At 37.0% G+C, this 26,414-nt stretch carries 23 protein-coding genes; 12 read left to right on the top strand and 11 right to left on the bottom strand.

Translation table 11 applies throughout. From position 1 onward, the window contains the following. Positions 1 to 173 precede the first annotated feature (173 nt). Positions 174 to 1,397, top strand: a complete 1,224-nt coding sequence (locus tag AC1PJ9_RS15260; protein WP_019459032.1) for an alkane 1-monooxygenase — start codon at positions 174 to 176, stop codon at positions 1,395 to 1,397. Between the two features lie 115 nt (positions 1,398 to 1,512). Here the strand turns inward: AC1PJ9_RS15260 and AC1PJ9_RS15255 are convergent, their stop codons facing one another. From AC1PJ9_RS15255 to AC1PJ9_RS15240, 4 genes are all read right to left on the bottom strand, one after another. Next, positions 1,513 to 2,718 carry an acyl-CoA dehydrogenase family protein gene (locus AC1PJ9_RS15255; RefSeq protein ID WP_077168540.1) on the bottom strand — a complete coding sequence of 402 codons (1,206 nt, stop codon included), beginning with the start codon at positions 2,716 to 2,718 and terminating at the stop codon, positions 1,513 to 1,515. Positions 2,719 to 2,739: 21 nt separating this feature from the next. Continuing rightward, positions 2,740 to 4,023 (bottom strand): acyl-CoA dehydrogenase family protein, encoded by a 1,284-nt coding sequence (locus AC1PJ9_RS15250; RefSeq protein WP_311088063.1) that lies wholly within the window; start codon positions 4,021 to 4,023, stop codon positions 2,740 to 2,742. Positions 4,024 to 4,252: 229 nt separating this feature from the next. After that, positions 4,253 to 5,626, bottom strand: a complete 1,374-nt coding sequence (locus AC1PJ9_RS15245; protein ID WP_311087747.1) for an ABC1 kinase family protein — start codon at positions 5,624 to 5,626, stop codon at positions 4,253 to 4,255. A 233-nt stretch (positions 5,627 to 5,859) separates the two neighbouring features. Next, positions 5,860 to 6,162, bottom strand: coding sequence for a hypothetical protein (locus AC1PJ9_RS15240; protein ID WP_068934550.1), 303 nt, complete (start codon positions 6,160 to 6,162; stop codon positions 5,860 to 5,862). 191 nt (positions 6,163 to 6,353) lie between these two features. On the opposite strand from AC1PJ9_RS15240, the gene ybaK reads away from it, so the two are divergent. The 8 genes from ybaK (at position 6,354) to AC1PJ9_RS15200 (ending at position 14,827) form a co-directional block, all read left to right on the top strand. Further along, positions 6,354 to 6,818 (top strand): Cys-tRNA(Pro) deacylase, encoded by a 465-nt coding sequence (gene ybaK / locus AC1PJ9_RS15235; RefSeq protein ID WP_004701891.1) that lies wholly within the window; start codon positions 6,354 to 6,356, stop codon positions 6,816 to 6,818. A gap of 431 nt (positions 6,819 to 7,249) precedes the next feature. Beyond that, positions 7,250 to 9,397: a bifunctional mannitol-1-phosphate dehydrogenase/phosphatase gene (gene mtlD / locus AC1PJ9_RS15230; RefSeq protein WP_311087746.1), complete on the top strand. Its 2,148-nt coding sequence runs from the start codon at positions 7,250 to 7,252 to the stop codon at positions 9,395 to 9,397. A 105-nt stretch (positions 9,398 to 9,502) separates the two neighbouring features. Further along, positions 9,503 to 10,129, top strand: coding sequence for a 2'-5' RNA ligase family protein (locus AC1PJ9_RS15225; RefSeq protein ID WP_311088062.1), 627 nt, complete (start codon positions 9,503 to 9,505; stop codon positions 10,127 to 10,129). After that, positions 10,117 to 10,635 (top strand): bifunctional adenosylcobinamide kinase/adenosylcobinamide-phosphate guanylyltransferase, encoded by a 519-nt coding sequence (gene cobU / locus AC1PJ9_RS15220; protein ID WP_107973237.1) that lies wholly within the window; start codon positions 10,117 to 10,119, stop codon positions 10,633 to 10,635. Before AC1PJ9_RS15225 ends, cobU begins: the two co-directional genes overlap by 13 nt. A 1-nt stretch (position 10,636) precedes the next feature. Next, positions 10,637 to 11,692 carry a nicotinate-nucleotide--dimethylbenzimidazole phosphoribosyltransferase gene (cobT, locus tag AC1PJ9_RS15215; RefSeq protein ID WP_311087745.1) on the top strand — a complete coding sequence of 352 codons (1,056 nt, stop codon included), beginning with the start codon at positions 10,637 to 10,639 and terminating at the stop codon, positions 11,690 to 11,692. Then, entirely contained in the window at positions 11,685 to 12,284 is a 600-nt protein-coding gene (locus AC1PJ9_RS15210; protein WP_049066342.1) for a histidine phosphatase family protein, read from the top strand. The genes cobT and AC1PJ9_RS15210 overlap by 8 nt, the downstream gene beginning before the upstream one ends. A 124-nt stretch (positions 12,285 to 12,408) precedes the next feature. Next, a complete protein-coding gene (locus AC1PJ9_RS15205; RefSeq protein ID WP_212511448.1) occupies positions 12,409 to 13,977 on the top strand; it encodes a histidine-type phosphatase in 1,569 nt (522 codons plus the stop codon). A 106-nt stretch (positions 13,978 to 14,083) separates the two neighbouring features. After that, positions 14,084 to 14,827: an adenosylcobinamide-GDP ribazoletransferase gene (locus AC1PJ9_RS15200; RefSeq protein ID WP_199999876.1), complete on the top strand. Its 744-nt coding sequence runs from the start codon at positions 14,084 to 14,086 to the stop codon at positions 14,825 to 14,827. Positions 14,828 to 14,902: 75 nt separating this feature from the next. Here AC1PJ9_RS15200 and AC1PJ9_RS15195 read toward each other — a convergent pair whose 3' ends face one another. The 6 genes from AC1PJ9_RS15195 to AC1PJ9_RS15170 form a co-directional block, all read right to left on the bottom strand. Further along, entirely contained in the window at positions 14,903 to 16,012 is a 1,110-nt protein-coding gene (locus tag AC1PJ9_RS15195; protein ID WP_016805781.1) for a 3-deoxy-7-phosphoheptulonate synthase, read from the bottom strand. A gap of 96 nt (positions 16,013 to 16,108) precedes the next feature. After that, entirely contained in the window at positions 16,109 to 16,996 is an 888-nt protein-coding gene (locus tag AC1PJ9_RS15190; protein WP_311087744.1) for a sulfite exporter TauE/SafE family protein, read from the bottom strand. 138 nt (positions 16,997 to 17,134) lie between these two features. After that, a complete protein-coding gene (locus tag AC1PJ9_RS15185; RefSeq protein ID WP_263613635.1) occupies positions 17,135 to 17,431 on the bottom strand; it encodes a DUF1634 domain-containing protein in 297 nt (98 codons plus the stop codon). Further along, a complete protein-coding gene (locus AC1PJ9_RS15180) occupies positions 17,428 to 18,984 on the bottom strand; it encodes a PepSY-associated TM helix domain-containing protein (protein ID WP_311087743.1) in 1,557 nt (518 codons plus the stop codon). Before AC1PJ9_RS15180 ends, AC1PJ9_RS15185 begins: the two co-directional genes overlap by 4 nt. Further along, the gene (locus AC1PJ9_RS15175; RefSeq protein ID WP_311087742.1) at positions 18,977 to 19,276 is read right to left on the bottom strand and encodes a hypothetical protein; all 300 of its coding nucleotides are present in this window, start codon (positions 19,274 to 19,276) and stop codon (positions 18,977 to 18,979) included. The genes AC1PJ9_RS15180 and AC1PJ9_RS15175 overlap by 8 nt, the downstream gene beginning before the upstream one ends. A gap of 62 nt (positions 19,277 to 19,338) precedes the next feature. Then, a complete protein-coding gene (locus tag AC1PJ9_RS15170; protein WP_311088061.1) occupies positions 19,339 to 21,474 on the bottom strand; it encodes a TonB-dependent siderophore receptor in 2,136 nt (711 codons plus the stop codon). Positions 21,475 to 21,694: 220 nt separating this feature from the next. Here AC1PJ9_RS15170 and lpxB point away from each other — a divergent pair, with 220 nt between their 5' ends. Further along, complete coding sequence (lpxB, locus tag AC1PJ9_RS15165; protein WP_311087741.1) at positions 21,695 to 22,870, top strand: lipid-A-disaccharide synthase; 1,176 nt, start codon at positions 21,695 to 21,697, stop codon at positions 22,868 to 22,870. Here lpxB and eppR read toward each other — a convergent pair. Then, positions 22,867 to 23,514 (bottom strand): error-prone polymerase regulator EppR, encoded by a 648-nt coding sequence (gene eppR / locus AC1PJ9_RS15160; RefSeq protein ID WP_209048040.1) that lies wholly within the window; start codon positions 23,512 to 23,514, stop codon positions 22,867 to 22,869. The genes lpxB and eppR overlap by 4 nt on opposite strands. Before the next feature lie 118 nt (positions 23,515 to 23,632). Between eppR and AC1PJ9_RS15155 the strand changes: the two genes are divergently transcribed. Continuing rightward, positions 23,633 to 24,652 carry an HlyD family secretion protein gene (locus AC1PJ9_RS15155; RefSeq protein WP_311087740.1) on the top strand — a complete coding sequence of 340 codons (1,020 nt, stop codon included), beginning with the start codon at positions 23,633 to 23,635 and terminating at the stop codon, positions 24,650 to 24,652. Beyond that, positions 24,645 to 26,408, top strand: coding sequence for an ATP-binding cassette domain-containing protein (locus AC1PJ9_RS15150; protein ID WP_311087739.1), 1,764 nt, complete (start codon positions 24,645 to 24,647; stop codon positions 26,406 to 26,408). The genes AC1PJ9_RS15155 and AC1PJ9_RS15150 overlap by 8 nt, the downstream gene beginning before the upstream one ends. Positions 26,409 to 26,414: the final 6 nt, after the last annotated feature.

Here is a 26,414-nt window from a genome sequence, read left to right as displayed (position 1 = left end):
ATTATTTTAATAAAATTATAGTGAGCTGTAAGAATAGATCAACATGTGTTTTTAGGACAAAAAAGTGGAAGAAAATGCCAAAGACTTTGAAATAGGTTTTTTGGACGGTTACAACTGTTAAGCAAATGGTATTTCTTTAACTATATAGATATATAGAAAAAGGAAATATGACTATGAATGCACCAGTAAATGTTCAGCAAGAACTTATGCCAGTGCCAGCGTCTATGCGTGAGATAGATCGTAAGCGCTATTTATGGATGATTAGTCCGGCTTTACCTGTAATTGGTTTAGGTATTTTAGCTGGTTACCATTTTGGTCCACGTCCATTAAAGAAAGTATTTGCTTTAGGTGGTCCACTTTTATTACATGTTGTGATTCCTGCAATTGATACGATTATTGGTAAAGATGCACGTAATCCAACTGATGAAGAAATTAAACTTCTAGAAAAAGATCCGTATTATTCACGTTTGGTGAAGAGCTTTATCCCATTACAATATGCAGCAAACGTTTATGCATGTTATTTAACAAGCCGTAAAACTACTTCTTTTATAGATAAAATTTTACTTGGTATTTCAATGGGTGCAATCAATGGTATTGCGATTAATACTGCTCATGAACTAAGCCATAAACATGATCGTATTGACCATATTTTATCTCATCTTGCTTTGGTGCCTACAGGTTACAACCATTTCCGTATTGAGCATCCATATGGCCATCATAAGCGTGCGGCAACGCCTGAAGACCCTGCATCTTCACGTATGGGTGAAACATTCTATGAATTCTGGCCGCGTACAGTTATTGGTTCTTTCAAGTCAGCAATTGAAATTGAGAAAAACCGATTAAAACGTAAAGGTAAAGAGTTTTGGTCACTCGATAATGAATTACTGCAAGGCTGGGGTATGACTGCTGCTTTTCATAGTTCGATGATTGGACTTTTTGGTAAAGGTACGATTCCGTATTTAGCGACGCAAGCATTTTACGGTATTAGCTTATTTGAAATTATTAACTATATTGAGCATTATGGTTTATTGCGCCAGAAAAAAGAAAATGGTCAGTATGAACGTACAATGCCAGAGCATAGCTGGAATAATAACAACGTAGTGACAAACTTGTTCTTATATCAGTTACAGCGTCACTCAGATCACCATGCTTATCCAACTCGTCCATTCCAAGCACTGCGTCATTTTGATGAAGCACCTGAGTTACCAAGTGGTTATGCGAGTATGTTGCTACCAGCATTAATTCCTTCACTGTGGTTTAAAATGATGGACAAGCGTGTATTTGATCACTACAAAGGTGATTTAAATAAAGCAAATATTTCACCAAAACGTCGTGCAAAAATCTTTAAGAAATTTGGTGTAGTTGATAAGTCATTAGAAGTTACGCCAGTTAAATAAATAAAAAATATATACCTGAAATACCTAACCCTCTAATCATATGATTAGAGGGTTTTTATTTTGTAGATAGAGTAGTACTAAGCAGTAAGGAAGTTTTAACTTCCTTGCAACGCTCTTATTTTAATTCGCTTGACGATTTACCAAGCTCACGTCGAGCAATAATAAGCTGCTGAATTTGTTGAGTTCCTTCAAAAATATCAAGAATTTTGGAGTCACGTGCCCATTTCTCAAGTAATTCATCTTCGTTATAGCCAACACTTGCTGCTAACTCGACACACTTCAAAGTAATTTCATTACCTACACGGCCTGCTTTTGCCTTGGCGATGGAAGCTTCTTTTGAGTTTGGTTTCTTGTTGTCAGCCATCCATGTTGCTTTCAACATGAGTAACCGTGCTGCTTCCCATTCGGCCTCCATACGGTAAATTTGTGCCGCAAGATTGGATGTTTGCAAATATGGCGTTGAGTAACTTGGGTCCAACTGATCTTTAAAAATTTCTTTAATACGTTCTAATGAAGCTTTAGCACAGCCAATGGCCATAGCAGCGACTAACGGGCGTGTATTATCAAAAGTTTCCATTACACCTGCGAAACCTTTAGCCACATCGACTTCAGCATTACCTAAAAGATTTTCTGCTGGTACGCGGCAGTCAGTAAAACTAATAACTGCTGTATCAGAAGCTTTAATTCCCAATTTGTGTTCAAGGCGCTCCACCTTCATTCCAGGCGTGCCTTTAGGCACTACAAATGATTTGATGGCTGCACGTCCAAGTTTTCGGTCGAGGGTAGCCCAGACAACTACAGAGTCTGCACGTTCACCAGAGGTTACGAAAATCTTTTCACCATTTAAAATGTAGTCATTACCATCTTTAGTTGCTGTGGTACGGATAGCGGCAGAGTCTGAACCACAGCCGGGTTCAGTAATCGCCATTGCAGCCCAAGTACCTTTAAAGCGTTCTAGTTGCTCATCATTTGCAACTGCAGCAATTGCAGAATTTCCTAAACCTTGGCGTGGCATACTGAGTAATAGCCCAGTATCGCCATAACACATTTCAATGATGCCTAGTGCTGTTGACATGTTGGTGCCGTTACGGACACCTTCATTATCTGTTTCACCTCGTTTGCTTGCACCAGCTGCACCTGCATTAATTCCTTCGCCACCTTCGTTCATACCGTCGATGAGTGAAGCAAGCATATCAAGCTCTTTGGGATAAGCATGTTCTGCTTTATCGTATTTACGGGAAATAGGGCGTAATACATTGATCGCAACATCATGTGCTTGATCAATCATCATTTTGAATTTTTTTGGATTTTGTAAATTCATGAAAATGTCCTCTGATTGATCTTAAGCATGTAAGCCAGAATGTAAAATTGCGGTCGCACGTAAATCACGGTACCAACGTTCAACTGGGTGTTCTTTTGTGAAGCCATGACCACCCAAAATTTGTACGCCATCTGTTCCTATTTTCATGGATTTTTCTGCACAAAGAAGACGAGCTAAATATGCTTCACGATGGAAAGATTTACCTGCTTCAGCAAGACTTGCGGCATTTAGAATCAGCATACGCATAGCATCAATTTCAATTGCCATATCTGCAATCATGAATGCGACACTTTGGCGATGTGAAATCGGTTCTCCAAAAGCAGTTCGCTCATTGGCATATTTAATACAATAGGCTTTAATAGCTTCACAGGTTCCTACAGCCATTGCACACCACATAAGATTGCCTAAATCTAAAAAGGCGGTGTAATCAAAATCTGTTGCACCTAGTCGTAGAGCAGGTGTGTGGCTGAATTTTAAAGTAGCTGTCTCTGTTGCTTTGAGGCCCATTGCCGGAGTGTTCTTAATGGAAATAGTGTCACCCACTTGCACTACAAATACATCTGGCTTGCCATTAAAGTCAGCACTCACCAATAACACATCAGCCAAATCACCTAAAATGACTAAGGTTTTTTCACCATCAATGTAAAATTGATCATTTTCAAGAGAAGCTTTCGTTTTTAAAACATAAGGGTTGAATGCTGGAGTTGCTTCTTGTACTGCAAAGGTTGCTGTAATGTCTGAGTCTTCAGCAAAACATGGCAGATACATTGACTGAACCTCGGCAGATCCCCAACGTGTGATTGCATTAATAACGCTAAAGGTACTGAGTAATCCCGCTGTAAGACTAAAATCACCTTCAGCTAGTTTTTCAGCGATGAGTAAGTTGCTTACAATATTTTGTTCAGCAGCAACGCCACCTAGTGCTTCTGGTAGGGCGTAATAATTTACCCCTAAATCTTCAACATATTGCCAAAGGTTTTCTGGAAATTGTGCTGCTTGATCGGCATCATGAGCTAATGCTAGTAAAACTTCTTTAGCAAATTGAGACATTGCTTCAGAAGTCATTTGTTGTTCTTCAGTTAGGCTTAAATCAAATAGGTTTTTCTTTTGCTGAGGTAATCGTTGTTGTGGAATTTGTTTAGGTTTAAATGCTTTTTGAGTTTGGCTTAATGCTCTAAAGCCAGCTTTTGAACCTTGATAAAGAGACTTTTCAAGAAATTTACGTAGTTTGAGTTGATCAAGTACATCGCTTCCAGCTAATTTTGTGATCAGCGATAAACCCAACCCTTGGGCTTTATTGATCATATTTGTCATGATTATGGTGTCCTAACACATTGTTATTGGTTTATGCTGACACGCAGTATAAGAAAAAACTATGTCGTTACTGACATTCAAAAAAAGAGTAGATAAATGGTAAAAATAAAATAGACTTGATTTTATGTTTTTGATTTTATAAATAAAAATTAGTTCTTAAAAATAATAATTTTGTTTGCATTGACTAGAATGACATTGAGCCATTCTAGTCGTGATCAAATTAAGCAAAGTTACGAATCATACGACGTACATTTGTTTTGGCATCAATAACAGTCATAAATGTATATGCGCCAATAAATTTACGGCTAATAAACATAAATTCTTTTGGAGGAACAGAGAAATATCGGGATGCCATTGATTTACTTGCCTGCTGCATAACACGGCTATGTAACTGGCTTTTTTTCCAGTCATAACGTTCATGTTCATCCATCAGGCCAGCTGGCATATCTGGATTATTTGCAGGGGTGCTGAATGCTTCAGTCGCAAGTAAAAAGACATCTGCCATGCCCGGTTTAATACTTTCAGGCATCGCATCGAAAAACTCATATCCAGTCATTGCTTGGACCATCGCATGTTTATCATGCTGATAACCCGCGTGTATGAGATTGCGTGCAACTGAGAGTAAGTGTTCATCGAACTGACGAATCGCGCCGAAGTCTAATAATACGATTTTGTCCTGAACATCTTGGCCATTACCTAAACGAACAAGATAATTACCAAAGTTAGGGTCAGTTTGCATTTCGCCCCACTCAAAAATCTCACGAACTGCAATCTCTAATGACGCTTCACCAAGTTGATTACGGCGTTCTTGTGGAAGAGAAAGCATAACAGGACTATTAATAGGTACGCCGCGTTCGAATGTCATACACAGGACTTGATCTGTGCAGTAGTCGTCTACAATTGTAGGGACAATATAGCGCTCATCATCTTTTAAGCGCTCACCAAAGCGGCGAGTGGTTGCTGCTTCTACATCATAATTGACTTCACGATGCATCATTTCACGTACTTCATCAAACCACTGATCAAACTCACGTGTCTGAGGAACCATACGTGTAAGCTTAAGCATGTTTTTAAATAGACTCATGTCTGAGTCAATTGCACTCGCTACACCAGGGTATTGAATTTTTAAAACTAACTCTAATCCATCTGATTTGCGGATTGCGCGATGAACTTGTGCAAGAGAAGCTGTACCAATAGGTTCATGATCAATGGTTAAATCGTTTAACTTAGAACCAAGTTGTTCTTGTAAATGTGGCTTAATCGCAGGCCAGTCTAAAGCAACCGTTTGGTTGTTTAAAGTATTTAACGCCTGAGTAATTTCTTCTGGTAAAAAATGTTCACCATAAAGCGCCATCATTTGGCCAATCTTAACAATAGAACCTTTAAGTTTGCCAATTTCAGAAACAAGATAATTAGCTTGTTCGCTCATTGCCTTTTTACGCTTCTTCTCTTTTTCTTCTTCACTAGAAAAGAGGGTAGAGGCACTTGCAGTAGCCCAACGTGTTCCTGCCAGTAAAGAAGCTTTCGCGATTGATAAGCGTCGATCCATGGAAGAAGTTTTTAAACTCTTAAGCTTATCGTTCTGATTTGACATGAAAATAGAATCCTATGCGCATCATGCAGCCAAACGCTGGTGATCTAAAATTGTAACGAATATTACATGTTTTGAACGTATTAAAATAGTTCCCTCAGACTGAATGGTGAGTTGAAAGTATCATTTTATATCTTAATTTTCTAAAATAGCCTAAGCAATATAATGAAAATTAAAATACAATCTCTCCAGAAAGAGGAGCTAGATTAAAAAGCCATTAAATATTAATCATTAACTTACATTTTAAACTGAATTTTTAATTCAGCTTTTTGCATTAAGTGGACACGATTAGCTTGAATATGTTGAATAACCATTTGCTTGACAGAATCATGCATAAAACCAAGTGCATGGGCCTTTACAATAACGATGCTCGGTAGTGTATAGAAAAAATACTTAACATCCTCAAAAGTGGCATTATTAAAAATGCCTTGTTCGATTAAGGTCTGCTGTAAAAATTGCTTTTCATTTAATACATGATCTGAAGATTCATCCCAAAAACGGTGACGCATTGCCATCAGATTATTGTGTTTGTAACTCATAAATTTGCCAGTTCAGACTTTAAATCTCAATTAAATATATTGGAGTCATCCACTCAATATCAAGTTCAGATTGTTTTTTGTTCAGTGTCTGTTTGATTTTTCATGTAAATGATGTAAATAGCCTAAGCAAATTTTAAACTTTTCTCTAAAATAAATATAATCAATATCATTTCATTAAAATCTAAAATCCTATGACACCTGCATGTAGACTGTTAAAAAGTAATAAAATCGAATTTTCTATTCATGAATATGAACATGATGCAAATGCTAAAAGTTTCGGTTTAGAAGCTGCCGAAAAATTAAATCTTGATGTAAATGAGGTGTTTAAAACGCTACTTGTAACTGATGAAAAAAATTATTTTGTCGCAATTATACCTGTTAATCATCAACTCAATTTAAAAAAGGTGGCTACGGCGGTTGGCTGTAAAAAACTACAAATGGCAAATCCAAAAGATGCAGAACGTTTAACAGGGTACTTAGTGGGTGGAATTAGTCCATTAGGACAAAAGAAACGTTTGAAAACTGTGATAGATGCTTCTGCACAAGAACTTGGCAAAATTTATGTAAGTGGGGGAAAAAGAGGATTAGATATTGGTCTAAATCCAAATGATCTGGCGCAAATATTGACGGCGCAATTTGTAGATATCCTTGATTGATTAAAATAAGGGCAATATCAAATTGACTTATTAAATGAAAATGATTATCATTATTGTGTGGAGTTTGGTTCTACCAGAATATAACAAGAGTTAGATAAATTTCTGGTATTGGTAGACCTGCAAGACATAATAAAAACAATGCAGGTTTGTTTAGCAGTAAATGGACCTAAGAAAAATAAACATGATCAGCGCAATAAAAAGAACAAGTAAAGATAGCAAGCAAGGATAGCTTGCTATCTTTGCATTAGAACTCGGTTTCAGAATTATTTTCATTATTCAACCTTTTAGAGTTTTTAAGTTCTCTCAGTAACAGATTACTTATATTTTTGATTAAAAAATAACCAGTAATGTTTCATTTATTATCATCCTACCTTTTTAATCAATTTTTTGTATACCCTGAATAAAACATGATCAAAAAAAGAGGTAAAAACGTGCTTATTTTTCATGGAAAACCTGTTCATGGAGCTATCTTTGATATGGATGGGACAATGTTTGACACTGAGCGCTTACGATTTCAAACATTGCAACAAGCATCTCAAGAGCTGATTGGGCAGGAGTTTTCACACGAATATTTAATGCAATGTTTGGGTTTAAGTGCGACAACAGCAGAAAAACTAGCACAACGTTTATATGGGGTAGATGTTCCGTATAAAGAAATAAGAAAAAGAGCTGATGAGATGGAGCTTGAGCATATTCGTAAACACGGCGTGCCTATTAAAAAGGGATTAGTTCAAGTTCTTGAACGTTTAAGAAAATCTGGTTTAAGAATGGCCGTAGCCACCTCAAGTCGTAGAGCAATTGCCGAAGAATATTTAATAAATGCCAACGTTTATAAGTTCTTTGATGTGATTACTTGTGGTGATGAAGTGGAACAGGGAAAACCTCATCCTGAAATATTTTTAAAAGCAGCAAGCCAACTTAATTTAAACACTAAGCAATGTTTAATGTTTGAAGATTCTGAAAATGGTCTAACCTCAGCTTACACATCTGAGGGTCTAACGATTTTATTAAAAGATATTAAAGAACCAAATGATGAAATGCTTGAAAAAGCGCATTTTTATTATGATCAGATGTATGACTTTTTAACCGATCTTGACCAATTTATTCCTGTTATGGATATGCCGGAAATACAAGAACCTTTTCCACAGAGTTTGAATCAACTTACGGTTGGTATACATGGCTTCGGTGCTATTGGTGGGGGGTATATAGCTCAAATATTGTCACATTGGGATGGATATACAAAACCAAGAAAAATAATTGCTTCAACGCGTAATAGTCTTTTTCGCGAGGCCGTAAATGCGTTTGGAACCTATAGTATTCGCTATGGACAATTTTCTTATGATGAACGTATTGAGAATATGACGATTGTCGACTCTGACAATGAGCAACAAATGTTAGAGATGTATACTCATTCAAGTTTGATTGCACTTTGTTTACCAGAGCAAGCGATTGAAGCTGAATCAAAAATGATTGCAAAAGGACTATACGCCCGTTTTAACTCGCCACTTGAAACATGTATAGAACCCTTAACTTTTTTAATTATTTTAAATAAAGTGGGTGCTAAATATTTAGTCATGAAGCATCTTCGCGAAGCTCTTTTAGAGTTAACGAATGATGAGGATGTGACTGAACATATTTTAAAAGAGCATTACTTTTGTGACACTGTAGTAAACCGAATGGTTTCAAAACTTTCTAATCAGAATTTATATCGTCAACTTCGTATTAAGCATAATTTCCTTGAACAGCATTTAGAAGATGTTGAACAAGAAGATCAAATTGAAATTGAAGACTGCAATAAACTGACTACAGATCAGCAAAACAACGCCTCGGTTTATGTTGAAAATATGCGTCGTAATTTCCAACCTGGTCATATCTTACAAAGTATGGATTTAATCTTATTCCACAGTGAAACGGATATGCCAATTTATGTTGAAAAAGGCAGTCCTTTACTTGAAAAGCTACGTCAGGTTGTATTGGTTGAACAAATTACAGATATTCAACTTATTAAAAACCGCCTATGGAACGGCGTGCATGCGATGCTTGCTTGGTATGCATCTTTAATGGGTTATGAATCTATTGGGATTGCTATGGGTGATCATTCAGTAAAAGCATTTGCAGAAAACTTAATTACAGAAGTAAAACAGGGGCTTGCAATTGTATTACCTAACTATGCAAAAGATCTGAACCGAATGGCTCAAAGTTTTCTAGACTCTTGTGAATACGCATTTAAAGATCCGTGTCAACGAGTAGCTCGAGATCCATTACGCAAACTCAACTATAATGAACGTGTCATGGCATCAATTGAAATGAACATATGTCATGATTTACCTTATAAAAATTTATTAAAAGGTACTGCTCTAGGTTATGCGTATGCGATTCAATTTTTAGAAATTGATGATAATGCTGCTATTCAGCATCTACAGCAACAAATTCTAAAATTAGATCTGAATATGACTCAGAAAAGACAGCTTGAAGTTGATTTGGTCCAACACATTCAATATTTGTTTTCTGAACAAGACCAACAGCTTTTGGATATGAAAACTAACAAAGCCAGAACGACAGCTACCCAATATGTTTGAAGGCATTTAATGATTTAACACTCTACAATTGAAAGGCAAACATGTTTTAATACAAAACTTAAGTGACTTTGAATTAAAACTGTGCTGCTAAAACCTACGACGTTCATGGTGCCAACGACTATACGGGATTATCCGGAATGGCACCTAGGACGTCAAAATTATGCTTTGTGGTATCTAGAGATTAATGATCAGAAATTAGTTGATTATCTAGATGTCTTACGTACACATTTTTCAGAATTTTTATTAGAACCGAATAACCGTCAATATCATGTCACATTATTTATATGTGGATTTTTAACCCATGAACCTCGTGTTTATAGTGATGACTTTAGTTTCCATAATTTCTCAAAACAAAGAGAAATTTTAAAAAAAGAAAATATTTCACCATTTCGATTAAAAATTGGTTCAGTTGATAGTTTTAGTAGTGCTTTATTTGTAGAAATCCAAGATACCGATAATGTTTTATCTCACATACGTCAAAAATTAGGCATAGTTTCTAATGAAATTGCTACTTTAGATTACTATCCCCATATCACCTTAGGCTTATATAAAAACATCTGTAGTAGTGATTTGATTTTGCAAAAAATTTCTCAATTACCTGTACAATACAAAAACGTTGAATTTGAACTGAAAGTTGAGCATTTAACGTTTGGTTTTTATGAAGCTCAAACTTTACAAGGTAAGCTGTTTTCGTATCAGCATTTGTTTTTAGGTGATTCATGTTGCAATTGATTTTAGGTGGTGCTCGCTCTGGCAAAAGTCGACTCGCTGAACAAACGGCAATATCTACACAATTACCTGTGACTTATGTGGCGACGGCGCAAGCACTTGATCCAGAAATGCAAAGTCGAATTGCACATCATCAAAATCAGCGACCTGTTCACTGGGCATTGGTTGAGGAACCATTATTTTTAGCAAATGCTCTGAAAAAAATTGATCAACCTAATCAAATTATTTTGGTAGATTGTTTAACGCTTTGGTTAACCAATTTGTTACTGTTAGATGATCAAAATATTCAACAATTTGAATGTGAGCAACTATTAAAAGTTTTACCTACACTTGAGTCAGAAATTATTTTAGTAAGTAATGAAACAGGGCTTGGTGTTGTCCCACTCGGCGAGATTAGTCGCCGTTTTGTCGATGAAGCAGGAAGATTACATCAAGCTTTAGGGCAAATTGCAGATAAAGTTGTGTTTTGTGTGGCTGGTTTTCCAATGATTTTAAAAGGTGAGAAGTAAAATGAACTGGTGGTTAGAATCTGTAAAGCAACCTAATCTAGACGCAAAGCAACAAGCTGAACAACATCAACTCCAGCTCACTAAACCTACAGGTGCTTTAGGTGATTTAGAGCAGATTGCAATTACACTTGCTAGTTTACAATCAAATGCACATCCTCATGTTAACCATCCATGGATTACAATTTTTGCCGGTGATCATGGCGTAGTTGAAGAAAATATCTCTGCATATCCTCAAGCTGTTACCCGTCAAATGTTGCAAAACTTCACGACGGGTGGCGCAGCAATTAGTGTACTTGCTAAATATCATGAAGCCCATTTACAAGTGATTGACTGTGGCACAGTGGGCGAAGCATATGAATACGCAGGTGTTGAACGTCACTGTATTCGTGCTGGGACTGCAAATTTTGCTAAACAAGCCGCAATGAATGCTGATGAATGCCGTGCTGCCTTAGAGTTAGGAAAGAAGAGTGTAGATACTGCTAAAGTCGACGGCGCAGATATTTATATTGCAGGTGAAATGGGAATCGGGAATACCTGTTCTGCTTCTGCCTTAGCTTGTCTTTTACTAAATGATACTGCCGAGCAATTGACTGGAGTAGGGACAGGAATAGGTGCCGATCAGTTAAGACATAAAATTGAAGTCATTGAGAAAGCTATAGAACTTCATCATAAACATGTCGTTGGTGATGTCTTCAAAACATTATGCGCCGTCGGTGGTTTGGAAATTGCCGCAATTACTGGTGCTTATATTCGATGCGCTCAAGTGGGTTTACCTATCATTGTGGATGGTTTTATTAGTTCTGTAGCCGCTTTATGCGCTGTGCGGATGAACCCTAAAGTACGTGACTGGATGTTTTTTGGTCATCAATCCGCTGAATATGGCCACCGCCGTATTTTACAAGAGCTCAATGCTGACCCGATTTTAAAAATGAACTTGCGTTTAGGTGAAGGTAGTGGTGCTGGTGCTGCATTGGCATTAGTTAAAATGGCATGTGTATTACATAATCAAATGGCTACCTTTGTCCAAGCTGCTGTAAGCGGGGATAAAATTGGGTAAATTCAGAATCGATTTACTCAGACATGGCGAAAGTCAGTATAGCCATACTCTACGTGGGCATTTGGATGATGAGTTAACCGCAAAAGGTTGGCAGCAAATGCAGTCAACCATTGAGCAAGTTACAGACCAGACATGGGATGTCATTGTAACTTCTTCTTTAAAACGGTGTGCTTGTTTTGCTGAACAACTTGCAAAGACAACTCAGCTGCCTTTACTTCTAAATCATGACTTAAAGGAAATGTATTTTGGCGAGTGGGAGGGTGTATCAACTCAGCAAATTTACGAAACTTCACCCGAACTACTCGCAAATTTCTGGCAGAAACCGAGTCAATATTGTCCACCACAGGCAGAAACCTTAATGCAATTTCAAACGAGGATTTTGAAAGGCTTTCAAGATTTACTCTTAGATATGCAAAACCAAAATTGGCAACGTGCATTGGTCGTTACACATGGAGGCGTGATTAAGCTATTGTCTTGCTTAGCACAGCAACAACCTTTAGATGACTTGCTAAAAATGCAGGCAGAACTTGGAAAATTATACTCATTCGAATTTTTTGAAGAAGAAGAACAATTAACTTTTATCTTGAAATAGTGGTTTTATATTTTTATACAATTGTAAGTTATTATTTTTATGAAGATATTTAAGTCCGTTTAATAGAACTGTAATTGCTAAAAACTAAGCTAGGGGTATTTCTTATTAATAGCCTATCTAACTTATGAATATTTTATTTAAAACGACGTTGCTTGCCACAACCATATTACTCGCGGCTTGCAATAACAATGATGATCAAGAAGTTCAAACTACACCATCTACAAACTCATCCAAATATTATCAAACCAAAACACCTTATCAACCGCAACAAGATCTAAAAAGCTATGAACAAGCACCCAATGGGTTCCAACCAGTTTTTACAGAGCTAGTTGCACGTCACGGTTCACGAGGACTCTCAAGTCTTAAATATGATTTAGCACTTTATAATTTATGGAAACAGGCAAAAGCAGAAAATGCTTTAACGCCGTTAGGTGAGCAGTTAGGTGCTGACTTAGAAGCAATGATGAAAGCCAATATCCTGTTAGGTTATGGTGTTGAAGGTATTCGCCAGTATGGTTACGGAAATGAAACCATGACTGGTATTTTAGAACATCGTGGCATTGCCGATCGCTTATTACAACGTTTACCAACACTTGTAAACTCTCAAGCATCTATATTGGTACAAAGTTCTGGGGTAGATCGTGCGGTGGATAGTGCTAAATTCTTCACTGCTGAACTAATGAAACAACAACCGCTGCTTAAAGATAAAATTGTGCCAACGTCTTATACCAGTTTATCGAGTTCAAGTGTTCCTAGCCTTGTAGATGGTGGTGTTGACCGTTTTAAACTTTATTTTCATAGTCTGAATGCGACTGAAGATTTAACTCAACCACTAAGTGCTACCCAACAGAAAATTTATGATGCAAGCCAGACTTATCAAAATTTTGAAGCAAACAATAAAGATTTAGCTCAAAAGTTGAATGAGTTATCGAAGAATAATCAGGCAGAAAAAACTGCTCAGACCGTACTCACTCCAATTTTTAAAGCAGACTTTATTAAAAAGCTTGGTACAACAGCTTATAGTTTTAGCAATAATGGGTCTTTTACAGTAACTTCACCTAAAGGCGAACAAATTACAGAAAAAGGTAAGGGTAAAAATACCATTGCTAGTGCAGTAGATGCTGCGGCTTATATTTATGAGCTTTATTCTATTTCTGGTGGTATGAAAGATGAGTTAAAAGGTGTTGATTTTGATAAATATATGCCTTTAGATGCTGCGAAATTCTACGCTGAATTTAATGATGCCAATGATTTTTATCAAAAAGGCCCAAGTTTCACAGAGTCAAATCAAGTTACCAGTGAAATTGCACAAGGCCTCAAACAAGATTTATTTCAACAAGTTGATGCAGTTGTAAATAAAGCCCAACCATATAAAGCAGTTTTACGTTTTGCTCATGCTGAAATTATTATTCCTCTAGCGACCAGTTTAGATCTGCATAATATGATGCAGCCTTTACCACTACGCCAAACTTATACCTATTCAACAAGTACATGGCGTGGTGAAGTAGTTTCGCCTATGGCAGCCAATGTACAGTGGGATATTTATCAAAATAACCAAGGTAATACTTTAGTGAAGATGCTTTATAACGAAAAAGAGACGTTATTTAAGTCTGCATGTAATTATGCACGTTACACACCAACTAGTTTTTACTATGACTACATCAAATTGAAACAGTGCTATCAAATGCAATAGATTTTCAGTTTTTAAAGTCTTTCATGGGAATAGGGATTGCTATTCCCATTTTTATTTCTTCATAATTCAGTTTATTTTTAAATATAGTTCAGTTAGAGAGTTGGATATGACACCTTTTTGGATTGCATTGCAATTTTTAACTGTTCTGCCTATTGAGTTAAAAACAATACCAACGGCGCAACAAAATGGTCAAGCTATTTTGTTTTATCCACTGGTTGGGCTAGTTATCGGTGGCATACTTTTTATTTTCACCTGTCTTTTGGCTAAACTCCCTATTGTTCTACTTGCCTCAATCATACTCACTTTATGGATTTGGTTGACTGGTGGATTGCATCTAGATGGGTTAGCTGATACTGCCGATGCGTGGGTAGGTGGTTTTGGTGATAAACAACGTACTTTACAAATCATGAAGGATCCAAGTTGTGGTCCAATTGGAGTACTGAGCTTAGTTATCATTTGTTTACTCAAATTTGTACTGATCTATGTGTTGATTGAACAACATCAAACACTATTTTTAATACTTGTACCTATAGTTGGACGCGTTGTACCGTCTATTTTGTTTTTAACTACATCATATGTTCGTGAAAAAGGTTTAGGGCGTTCTTTGACAGATCATTTACCTAAAATTGCTTCATGGATAATAACTGGGTTTGTTCTGCTATTGCCATTGTATTGGGAATTGCAAGGGCTTATCGCGATTATTGGCTTTTTAAGCAGTCTTGTTTATTTAAGACACTTATTTATAAAACGAATAGGTGGTATTACAGGCGATACTGTCGGCGCAGCAATTGAGATTAGTGAAACTGTACTGCTTTTTACTTTTGTGGTGAGTTATTTTTACTTATTTTGATATTAAATTTTGTCCAAGCAAAATAAAAAAGCCCTCAAAAATGAGGGCTTAATTTTCAATCTTAAAAAAGATGAATTAACGGTTTGGTAAAACATCTTTTAAAGCTTCATGCATTTCAAGCAATGTCTTTTCAGTAGTTTCCCAATCGATACAACCATCAGTTACCGATTTACCATATTCAAGATCACAAAGATTTTCAGGAATATCTTGGCGGCCACCTTTTAGGTGACTTTCAACCATAATACCTACAATTGACTTATTGCCATCTAAAATTTGTTCAGTAATGTTTTTAAGCACGAGTGGTTGTAAGTACGGGTCTTTATTTGAGTTAGCATGACTCGCATCGATCATGATCTTATTGCTAACTTTTGCTTTTGCTAAAGCATTTTCTGCTTCTGCAACAGAGCCAGCATCGTAGTTTGGTTTACCATTACCACCACGTAATACAACGTGTGCATAAGGGTTACCATTTGTATTAATGATTGAAACCTGACCGTCTTCGTTCAAGCCTAAAAAGCTATGACCATATTTAACAGACTGCATGGCATTGGTTGCAACAGTTAAACCGCCGTCTGTACCATTTTTAAAACCTACTGGTGATGATAGACCAGAAGACATTTCACGGTGAGTTTGGCTTTCTGTTGTACGTGCACCAATCGCAGACCAAGAAATTAAATCTTGGTAGTATTGTGGCGAGTTAGGGTCAAGTGCTTCAGTTGCACAAGGTAAACCTTTTTCATTTAACTCAAGCAAAAGCTTACGACCAATACGTAAACCTTTTTCGATGTTAAATGAGTCATTCATATCTGGGTCATTGATTAGACCTTTCCAACCAATTGTCGTACGTGGTTTTTCAAAATAAACACGCATAACCAAATAGAGAGTATCTTTAACCTTTTCGCTTAGTGCTTTTAAGCGATCGGCATATTCGTGAGCAGCTTTAGGATCATGAATAGAGCAAGGACCAATAACGACAAACAAACGCTTATCAGAACCATCTAAAATATTACGAATAGTTTCGCGACCTTTTAGAACAGTTTGTGAAGCAACATCAGATAAAGGAAGTTCTGACTTAAGCTCGGCAGGTGTTACAAGAGTTTGGATGCTTTTAATATTAACGTCGTCGATATCTGGCTTGGAAACGGAATTTGAATGTGTAGTCATTGCTGTCACTGGTTCGATCATACTAAAGGTTGTTTTGTGTACTGAATATACCATGAAATAATTATGAAAATGCTACATCTCATGGTATTTCAGTTTGGAAAAATCCTATTGATTTTACTATCTTTCAGTCGAGTTGCTTGTTTTTTCAGCAACTACTACTTGTTGTTGTACCACAGCTGCTTTTGGTTTGGCTTTGACTGGGTGAACCATAAAGTTAACACCTAGGGCAAATAGGGTAATCCCTAGAATTTTTCGGATTAAGCGTTCTGGCATACGAGAGCTAATTAATGTCCCAATAATAATTGCCGGAATAGAACCTACTAATAACCACATAAGCAGCATAAAGTCGACATTACCCGCACTCATATGTCCAAGACCAGCAACTAGGGTAAGTAATACGGCATGTACCACATCTGACCCAATAATTCGAATCATTGGTAAGTTCGGGAACATAATCACAAGCGCCATAATGCCAAAAGCACCAGCACCAACAGACGATAACGTTACGAATACACCTAAAATGATGCCCATAATGACAATATAGGTACGCTTGTTTTGAACAGCTAATTGCTCATTTTCAGTATGAGTAATTTCTTTATTTCGGAATTTACTGAAGAACTTTTCAATCCGAGAACGGAAAATAATAGAAACACCAGTCAAGGTCAGCATAAAGCCTAAAACCATTGTTAAAACGGCTTTATAGTGTGTTGACTGACTTAAATAATGTTCCAATACCCAAGCAGTACCGAAAGATGCAGGAATACTACCGACTGCGAGCCATAAAACGATAGGCCACACAATATTGAGTTTTTTTGCGTGAACCATTGATCCACAGAACTTTGAAATTGCGGCATAAAGTAAATCGGTACCAATTGCGATATGAGGTTCAATTCTAAAAAGACCAATTAAAATTGGTGTCATTAATGACCCACCACCAACTCCTGTAATACCTACACAGAAGCCAACTAACATACCCGCTAAGATAAATTCAAAAGCACCAGACATCTTTATCGCCACTTATCATGAAACGCAGATATCTTATTCCTTTTAGAGATAAACAGTTGTCATGAATAATGATTTACTTATGCAAAAAAAAGCTAAGCAATCAAAAAAATACCTATTTTGATGAAATTTCATTCAGATTTATGACTTAGATGATGATCGTGAAGCTCGCAATGGGTTAAGCCATAATATGAGTAAAAATGTCAAAGGCGTTGCAAAGATCCACCAGCTGACAAAACCAATTGAAAAACCATACTTTTTGATGAGTACAAATCCGCTTAAAGCAAATAATAGAAAGGCCGATATCCTCAAAAATGAATAATATTTTTGAGCCAACGATTTGAAATAACCCGTTGATTTCGGTGATCGATATTTCTCGCTAGATATGAATAATAAATACATACCCAGCAAAGTCAGGACAAAAACAAAGATCATCATGAATTCACCTCAATATTTAACTTATTCAGCTTTTTTTGAATTTTTTCTACAGCTTTATACTGAATAGGTCTAATTTTGCAGAATATGAAGAGTGCTAAAGCTGCAAATAACCAGAAAAAAACGTCTACACGAGCAAAGTTCCAATAGTCGCTGAGGCTTCGAATGTAATCATATTTGAGTAAATAGCTTGGATTTAAGATTGGAAGTACAATACAAAGCACAATAAAAATACTCAGTTGAGTTCGCCACAAATGCTGCTTTTTAGTGATTAATGCAATAACTAGGCTCATGAGCCAGACTAAGAAGAAACTATAAATTTCATAATTTATTGTAGTCGGGGTGACGGTAAATAATCGATTTGCGTATAAATAAGCAATGGTTGCACAAGGCAAGCCTACAAATGTGGCAACATTTAAACGGTCAACTAAATAGTGCCCGAAATGAAACTTAGTATTTTTATTTTGAAGTTGGCGTTTAAGGCTCCAAAGTAATAAGCCAGACGCAATCATCACACAACCTAAAATGCCAGAAAAAAACAATCCTAAGCGAAGTAAAGGTTGAGCAAAAGTTGCCATATGTAAGCCATATACTCCAGCATAAAGTGTAGCAATAGGACTATGATTACGTGTATCCCCCAAGACTTTGCCGGTTGTGGCATCTAAGGTGATTTGTGCTTGATTACGGGTAATAGAGCGGTCTTCTTGCTGGATAAATGTAATTTGAGCCTGATTCGTATTTGGGTTTTTAACACTCATAGTTTCTAAAGTTTGATTTCCCCAACGTTGCTGAACTTGACTCAATAACTTCTCAATCGCTAAGTTTTGAGCAGGTTGAATCGATTGGTTCTCAGAGACAGTCTTTGTGCGAATTTCTGTAAAATATTGATATGGATTCTCTGGATAGAGTTTTTGCATTCCCCAAGGTAGATATAAATAAAAGAAAATAGCTAAGCCTGTAAAAGTAATAGTCAAAAAGAAGGGCAGTGCAAGAACAGATGACACATTATGAAAATCTAGCCATGAACGCTGAGACTTAAAGGTGCGCAAGGTAAAAAAATCGGTAAAGATTTTTTTATGGGTAATAATGCCTGAGACTAAGGCGATCAACATAATAAAAGCTGCTAAAGATACAACTAGCCGTCCAATGAATATCGGAACGCCAAAAAGTTGATAGTGAAAACGATAAAAGAAGTCACCACCTTCGGTTGCCGAAAGTTTTAGTTCTTGACCTGTGTTTGCATCGAGTGTGGCATTGCCATAACCACCGTTAGGTTTTTCCCAATACATGGTGTTAACGGGGCTTTCTACTGTAGCAACAGTTAAATACCAAGACTTGGCATCTGGAGCGTTTTTTTGTAAGTATTGATATGCCGTTTTAATTGCTACATCTTGTTTTATTTCGTACTGTGCAAGTGCTGGTTGCATCCACAAATTAACTTCATGGCGGTAATACGACAAACTGCCCATTAAAAAAATAGTAAATACGAGCCATCCAAAAATTAAACTAGTCCATGAATGCAGCCATGCCATAGATTGGCGTATACCTTTATGCATAACTCACCATCCGTGTCACAAAAAAGAAAAGGGCGCATAGCGCAATTGATAGTCCAGTCAATTTCCATAATGATTGGATGCAGAAACCTAAAAGCACGAAAAGTACATAAAACAAAATAGAGATAAATGCTGCCAAATAAATGGCTTCAGGTTTGTCTAGAGTCAAATGAAAAATGCCAGTAAGACCAAGACTTAAATAAGCCATACAGGCATAACCCATACCGAAAACGACTAAGAATCGATAGAAAACTTTTATGCGATATGACATAGGGAGGTTTAAAGTTTTGGACATCTTTACTGGCACATAAAAAAATAAAAAGAAAGCCAACGCCTAAACTGGAGTTGGCTGTGCGATTAATATTTAAACTTTACAGCAACTGTATAGTTAGCTGAGGGTCCATAAAAGCCTTGACCATTAGGGAAACTATATAAATATTTCTTATCGAAAATATTATTACCGTTGGCTTGAAGCGTAATGTGGTCATTCACTTCATAGCTCGCCATTAAATTCACCAAAGCATAAGAATCTTGTTTAATGGTGCTGTTTGCTGTCGAGTCATACAGTTTCACGGCGTCTTGCCATTGTAAGCCTGCACCAACTTTTAGCTTAGGTAAAACTGATGGTGTATAGGTCGTCAGCAAGTTAAGGGTTTGATTCGGATTATACGTTCTCGCTTCACCACCATTTTTAATATCTTTAATACTAAATTGAGCATAACCAAAAGCAAGATTGACGTTATCAGTGATTTGACCAGATAAGCCGACTTCTACACCTTGTGACTCTAAATCACTGGTTGGTACTTTTCGATTAAGTGGATTTCCGTCCGAGTTACGTAGTGGATAATTGTTTTGTTCGGTTTTAAATACTGAAAGAGTGCCGGTTAAACGGTCATCTAACCACGAGCTTTTTATCCCCATTTCATAGCTTTTACCCTCAACAGGTTTTAAAGCCTGGTTGGTATCTTGATCAATACCAGTTTGTGGACGGAAAATTGAGGTATAACTCATATAACCTGTATATTCAGGCGTAAAGTTATAGGTTAAGCCAGCATAGGGTGAAACTTTACTTTCACTATATGCCATAGGTGAACCATAGCTTTCGCCCTTACTCTCGGCTCTCACATAGTTTGCACCAAGTAAAAGTTTTAAATCTTCATTGAGATGTAAACGTGTAGCTGCATAAATTGAATCTATATTTTGCGTATAGTTAGCTGCTTCAGTGAAATCTGACCACGTTATAGATTGAGGTGTCCAGCTTGCCCAATTTATTGTGGTCGAATTGATAACATTACTGTCGTTAATTGTTCCTGTAGATTGATTATCATGCTGACGACTACGTACATAGTTATAGCCTAACGTTGCTTCATGCTCTCGATTAAAAAGTTTATAAGTCCCTTCAAGATTAAAATCTACAGCGTGTTGTTCTTGATGCTCTTGACCACCCCATGGTGTTAAAGATACTCCTGAACCATCAGCTTTTGGATAACCATAATAGTAAAGGAGACGACTATTATGCTTGTTATCCAGATAGTTATAAGTCAGTTTAGCTGCCCATTTTTCATTAATTTTTTGCTTTAATTCAACAAAAACATTTTGTGTTTCATTATCCCAATGCGCCCAGTCAGGGTTTGGGTTATATGAGCGATCATAAGAAATTTGTTTGCCGTTGGCATCCAATAAAGGTAGAGCACCCCAGTTGTTTGCATTCGATTTATTTTTTTCTTGGCTATAACCTACGGTAAGTAACGTGGTATCTGTTAAATCAGCTTCAACAATACCAGCGAAACCATTTTTCTCTGAAGAATATCGGTCAAGGTAAGAATCACCAGTTTGCTCATAACCCATAATACGGCCACGGACTTTTCCACTCGGTAGAATTGAGCCAGATACATCTGCTTCATAACGCTGAGTATCCCAAGACCCATAACTTACACCGCCGCTTGCTTGAAATTCTTGAGTTGGACGCTTTCGAATATTGTTGATGGTTGCACTTGGGTCACCAAATGCGTTCGTTAAAGAGTCAGCACCTTTAACGACTTCTACACGATCATAAAAATAAGTATCAGGATTGGTATTGTTATAGTTATAACCAGAGAGGGGGAAACCCACGCCGTCAGTCAATATATTTGAAATCTCAAAGCCACGAGCCATATAAGTAGTTCGCTCTGTTTCCTGATTGGTTACTGTTACCCCAGGTGTATTGTTTAGAACATCTCGGGTGCTGGTAAGACCAAAGTCTTCAATTTGTTGACGAGTAACGACATTAATAGTTTGAGGAGTTTCTTTAGCCTCAATATTAAGCTTGGTTGCACTATTCGAGTTTTTAACATTATAGGCTTTGGTTTGTTCAGAAGATTGCTCTGTACTTGTCGCTTTAACTTGAATCGTCTGCAAAGCTTGTATATCTGCGTCTTGAGCATAAGTGAGATTTACATAATAAATCGCGCAGGCGATTACAGAAAGTTTAAATAGTCGAGGTGGGATGGTCATAATGGTAAAGATAATGTAAATAATTCTCATTTATTTTATTGTTTGTAAATGTAAGCTACAATTCAAATCACATTGTTAATTTAGATTAAAAGATAGGGCATGAATGTAATTTTAGATTGTGGTGTGCTTTCATTGGCTTTAGCCACATGTATTTAGCAAGTTCAAGATTAATAAGCCTCTATGCTAGAATGCATTATTTCTAATTTTTGGGTAACTCGCCTTGGCAAATCGAAAACTTAAAATAGGCATTGTGGTTGGGGAAGTTTCTGGAGATACACTGGGTGTGAAACTCATGCGTAGTTTCCGTGAGCAAGGAATCGATGCTGAGTTTGAGGGAATCGGTGGACCCCAAATGATTGCTGAAGGTTTTAACAGTTATTATCCAATGGAAACTCTGTCTGTAATGGGGATTGTTGAGGTATTAAAAGACTTAAAAAAGCTATTCGCCGTTCGAGATGGTTTAATTAACCAATGGACTCAGCATCCAGTTGATATATTTATTGGTATTGATGCACCAGATTTTAATCTTAGACTTTCGAAAAGTATTAAAGAAAAGAGTCTTCCAATAAAAACAGTTCAATATGTCAGTCCATCTGTTTGGGCGTGGCGCCAAGGGCGTGTTCATGGCATTAAGCAGAGCATAGATTTAGTACTTTGCTTATTTCCTTTTGAAAAAGTTTTCTATGAACGATACGAAGTTCCAGCAGCATTTGTAGGACATCCGCTAGCTAAACAATTGCCACTTGAGAACCCAATTCAAATTGCTAAGCAGCAATTAGGTCTTAATGAAAATCAGAAGCATATTGCTTTGTTACCAGGTAGTCGAAAAGGTGAAGTAGAGCGACTCCTTCCTATGCTGCTGGGTGCGGCTAATATTTTGCATACAAAATATCCAGACATCCAATTTTTAATTCCAGCAATTAATGATGCCCGTAAGCAACAGATTGAGCAGGGTGTTGAACAATTAGCACCCTATTTAAAAGCCTGCATTCATATTTTAGAAAATACTGATAGTGAATCCAAAATTGGCCGTATGGTGATGAACGCAAGTGATATTATCGCGTTAGCTTCTGGGACGGCGACACTAGAAGCCATGCTCATGCATAGACCAATGGTTACTTTCTATAAATTGCATTGGTTGACCTATATAATTGCTAAGCTTTTAGTGAAAATTCCTTACTATTCTTTGCCAAATATTATTGCGGGTAAGAAAGTCATTGAAGAGCTGATTCAGGCCGATGCAACACCGGAAAATTTAGCCGCTGAAATAGAAAAACTGATGAGTGTTGAAACAGCTCAAATTCAAGTGATGCAACATTTAACTATGCATAAACAGCTTATTTCTGGAAATACAGAAGATCCGGTACAAGCCATTTTGCAATGTTTGAATCGCTAATTTTTAAGATTTGATTGGCTAATTGCTTTTAATCCTGCTAATGAAAATTTTTTAAAATGTTCAACTAAATCATGTAATGGCATCTGAGCAATATTTTTAAGTGGCTCAGGTGCTTGAGCATTTGGTCCGGCAATAATGAGCATCATGCAAGGGGTCATCACGCTTAAAATACAAGGCAAAACAGCTGGATTATTTTCATCTAAACCAGCAACTTGACTAATGAGCTTACGAATAAGAAAAAATTTCCTCATACCTGCAAGTTCAATAAAACTTAATAAATGCTCAGAAGGTGAGAACAACTCACGAATAAAGACTTTGCCATGCCAAACATCTTTTTCAGTTAATTTATGCAGCAAAGTTTCAAGTAATAAGCTTAACTTTTCTTCTGGTGAGTGAGTGCTTTCAACAAGTTCTAATAAATATTTTTCATCTAGATAGTGAGCGTGGGCTTCTACTAACACAGCTTGATACAGCCCGTCTCGACCATCGAAGTGATAATTAATTGCAGCCAAATCGACATTCGCAGCGTTAGCAATTGTTTTGTTCGCTGTCTTTGCAAAACCATATTGGGCAATTAAAGGTCCTGCTGCCTCAATAATTTTAGACTTGGTTAAGTCACCATCACTTCGTCTAGATCTGGACATATTTAACCCTAATTTTCATTCACCATAAAAGTATATCTTTTATTCAAAGATTGGAGTAATTTAAATTTAAATTGAATTTAAACTAATAAAATTTGAATTTAATAAGAAGGCCAATAAGATGAATAAAAAAGTAATTGCCGTCGTCTTGGTTGTTATAGCTGTGGTTATCATCGGCTTTTGGGTATGGAAATATAATGATAAAAATCAAAAAGATAATGTATTAACTTTATATGGAAATGTTGATATTCGCCAAGTTTCACTTGCATTTGAACAGTCTGGTCGTATAGAGAAACTGTTAGTACAAGAGGGCGATAAAGTTAAAGCAGGGCAAGTACTAGCGGCTCTTAATACCAATGCACTACACATTCAGGCAAAGCAAGCTCAAGCACAACTTAAAGCTCAACAAGAGGCAATTGTTAAACAAGATGTGGGAGCTCGCCCAGAAGAAATTAGTCAAGCAAAAGCACAACTTGCATCTGCCCAAGCCGAGCTTGATAAAACTAACAAAAACTTGCAACGCTTACAAATTTTGGTAAGTAGTACTGATGGTCGGGCCATTAGCCAACAAGAGCTAGACTATGCCAAAAGTAATAAAGATAGTGCTGAGGCAGCGGTCCGTGAAAAACAGGCTAATTTAGAATTAATAATTAAGGGTGCTCGACAAGAAGATCGTGAAGCGACCAAAGCACAGTATGAAGTAACCAAAGCTAATTTAGATCTAATTAACTATAACCTTACTCAAGCTGAATTAAAGTCTCCTGCAAATGCAGTGGTACGAGCGCGGTTACAAGAAGTTGGAGATATGACAACTGCGCAAAAGGCCGTTTATACATTGGCTTTAATCGATCCCAAATGGATTCGTGTGTATGTAAACGAACAAGATTTAAGTTCTATCAAGATGGGCGGTACGGCCCAAGTTATTCGTGATTCTGATCCCAATCAACCTATCAATGGAAAAATTGGCTATATATCTTCAATAGCTGAGTTCACGCCGAAAACAGTACAAACCGAAGAGATTAGAACAACACTGGTTTATGAGGTTAGGGTCTATGTAAATGATCCGAATGATCAATTAAAAATGGGCCAACCTGTGACTGTAAAAGTGCCACTTGCTTCAGGTGAGAAAGCTCATGACTGATGAAAAAGTAGGGGTTCAAGTTAAAAATTTATTCATGACTTTTAAGGCTGAGAATAATAAGGCAGAAGATATTAGTGCAATTGTTGATTTGAATATGCAAATTAACAAAGGAGAGCTTACAGCTTTAGTTGGTCCAGATGGTTCGGGAAAAACAACTTTATTAAGATTAATTGCAGGACTATATAAAGCCACTTCTGGTTCATTAAATGTACTTGGAATTGACGTGAGTAAAAATCCGCAAGCTGTACAAGACCGTATTAGCTATATGCCACAACGTTTTGGACTCTATGAAGACTTAAGTGTGCAAGAAAATTTAGATTTATATGCTGACTTACATGGTGTTCCAAAGGATGTACGGGAGCAAAGGTTTAAGCGGTTATTGGAAATAACGGATCTTACTCAGTTTACTCAACGTCTAGCAGGCCAACTTTCTGGTGGGATGAAACAAAAACTAGGGCTGGCATGTACTTTAGTTCGGTCCCCAGAATTGCTCTTACTTGATGAGCCTAGTGTTGGGGTGGATCCTCTATCAAGACGAGATTTATGGATCATTATTGAACAACTTGTTCAAGAAGCAAACTTAAGCGTAATTATAAGTACTGCTTATATGGATGAGGCAGAAAAATGTGCTCACGTGTATATCATGCATGAGGGAAAAATTTTAAAACAAGGTTCACCTGAACAATTAAAAGAAATAGCACATGGACAAACATGGAAAATAAAACTTTCAGAACAAATTAAAGCTCGGGCCTTACAAGCCCAGTTACTTGATAACCATATAGAGATTATCGATGCTGTTCCAAAGGGTGAACAAGTAAACTTTATTAGTCGTCAAAAAGAGCTATCAGCTAATACTTTACCTGAAGGGCTAAAAGCCAATGCACGACCACCTGAACTTGAAGATGCATTTATGATGCTGTTGCAGCAGACTCAAAAGCAACCAAAACATATACCTATTTCTGAGCAAGCTTTTCAATTACAACAAAACAATAATTTAAAATCAGAGCAACCTATCATTGTAGTTAAAGATTTAGTCAGAACCTTTGGCGACTTTACTGCTGTTGCCAATACATCATTTACTGTACAACGTGGCGAAATATTTGGATTACTTGGACCCAATGGCGCGGGTAAAACGACAACATTTCGAATGTTGTGTGGATTGCTACCAGCAAGTAGCGGGTATTTGGAAGTTGCTGGTAAAAATTTACGGACAGCTCGTGCTGAGGCAAGAGCTAAAGTGGGGTATGTCTCTCAAAAATTTGCACTGTATAGCAATTTAACTGTCTTGGAAAACTTGAAGTTTTTTGGTGGAGCCTATGGGTTATCTGGCAAAAAACTAAATCAACAAATTGATAAAGCCTTACAGCAATACGATTTAAAGCCACATATTAAAAGCGGTGATTTACCTGGGGGTTATAAACAACGATTATCTATGGCTGCGGCACTGTTGCATGACCCAGAAATTTTATTTTTAGACGAACCCACGAGCGGAATTGACCCGCTTGCACGGCGTTCATTTTGGTACAGCATTGGCGAGCTGGCAAATCAAGGGATTACTATCATTATTACCACTCATTTTATGGAGGAAGCAGAATATTGTGACCGCATTGCCATACAAGATGCTGGAAAGTTATTAGCCTTAGGTTCACCCCAACAAGTGCGCGATTTAGCCAGTCGAGATAAGCATATTGGTGATATGAATGAGGCTTTTATAGCAATTGTGGAACAAGCACGTGCATTAAGGCACGCTGTTTAGGAGGTC

Source organism: Acinetobacter sp. 70_2 (assembly GCF_056736115.1).
This window is presented reverse-complemented; position numbering and strand designations above follow the sequence as displayed.

Coding starts and splice junctions, on each gene's coding strand:
- AC1PJ9_RS15260 (WP_019459032.1), top strand. CDS start 174: ATGAATGCACCAGTAAATGTTCAGCAAGAACTTATGCCAGTGCCAGCG.
- AC1PJ9_RS15170 (WP_311088061.1), bottom strand. CDS start 21,474: ATGACCATCCCACCTCGACTATTTAAACTTTCTGTAATCGCCTGCGCG.
- AC1PJ9_RS15190 (WP_311087744.1), bottom strand. CDS start 16,996: ATGTCTGGTGCTTTTGAATTTATCTTAGCGGGTATGTTAGTTGGCTTC.
- AC1PJ9_RS15150 (WP_311087739.1), top strand. CDS start 24,645: ATGACTGATGAAAAAGTAGGGGTTCAAGTTAAAAATTTATTCATGACT.
- AC1PJ9_RS15245 (WP_311087747.1), bottom strand. CDS start 5,626: ATGTCAAATCAGAACGATAAGCTTAAGAGTTTAAAAACTTCTTCCATG.
- AC1PJ9_RS15240 (WP_068934550.1), bottom strand. CDS start 6,162: ATGAGTTACAAACACAATAATCTGATGGCAATGCGTCACCGTTTTTGG.
- AC1PJ9_RS15175 (WP_311087742.1), bottom strand. CDS start 19,276: ATGTCCAAAACTTTAAACCTCCCTATGTCATATCGCATAAAAGTTTTC.
- AC1PJ9_RS15205 (WP_212511448.1), top strand. CDS start 12,409: ATGAATATTTTATTTAAAACGACGTTGCTTGCCACAACCATATTACTC.
- AC1PJ9_RS15255 (WP_077168540.1), bottom strand. CDS start 2,718: ATGAATTTACAAAATCCAAAAAAATTCAAAATGATGATTGATCAAGCA.
- AC1PJ9_RS15185 (WP_263613635.1), bottom strand. CDS start 17,431: ATGATGATCTTTGTTTTTGTCCTGACTTTGCTGGGTATGTATTTATTA.
- cobT (WP_311087745.1), top strand. CDS start 10,637: ATGAACTGGTGGTTAGAATCTGTAAAGCAACCTAATCTAGACGCAAAG.
- AC1PJ9_RS15200 (WP_199999876.1), top strand. CDS start 14,084: ATGACACCTTTTTGGATTGCATTGCAATTTTTAACTGTTCTGCCTATT.
- AC1PJ9_RS15195 (WP_016805781.1), bottom strand. CDS start 16,012: ATGATCGAACCAGTGACAGCAATGACTACACATTCAAATTCCGTTTCC.
- AC1PJ9_RS15155 (WP_311087740.1), top strand. CDS start 23,633: ATGAATAAAAAAGTAATTGCCGTCGTCTTGGTTGTTATAGCTGTGGTT.
- eppR (WP_209048040.1), bottom strand. CDS start 23,514: ATGTCCAGATCTAGACGAAGTGATGGTGACTTAACCAAGTCTAAAATT.
- AC1PJ9_RS15180 (WP_311087743.1), bottom strand. CDS start 18,984: ATGCATAAAGGTATACGCCAATCTATGGCATGGCTGCATTCATGGACT.
- AC1PJ9_RS15250 (WP_311088063.1), bottom strand. CDS start 4,023: ATGATCAATAAAGCCCAAGGGTTGGGTTTATCGCTGATCACAAAATTA.
- AC1PJ9_RS15225 (WP_311088062.1), top strand. CDS start 9,503: ATGGTGCCAACGACTATACGGGATTATCCGGAATGGCACCTAGGACGT.
- ybaK (WP_004701891.1), top strand. CDS start 6,354: ATGACACCTGCATGTAGACTGTTAAAAAGTAATAAAATCGAATTTTCT.
- cobU (WP_107973237.1), top strand. CDS start 10,117: ATGTTGCAATTGATTTTAGGTGGTGCTCGCTCTGGCAAAAGTCGACTC.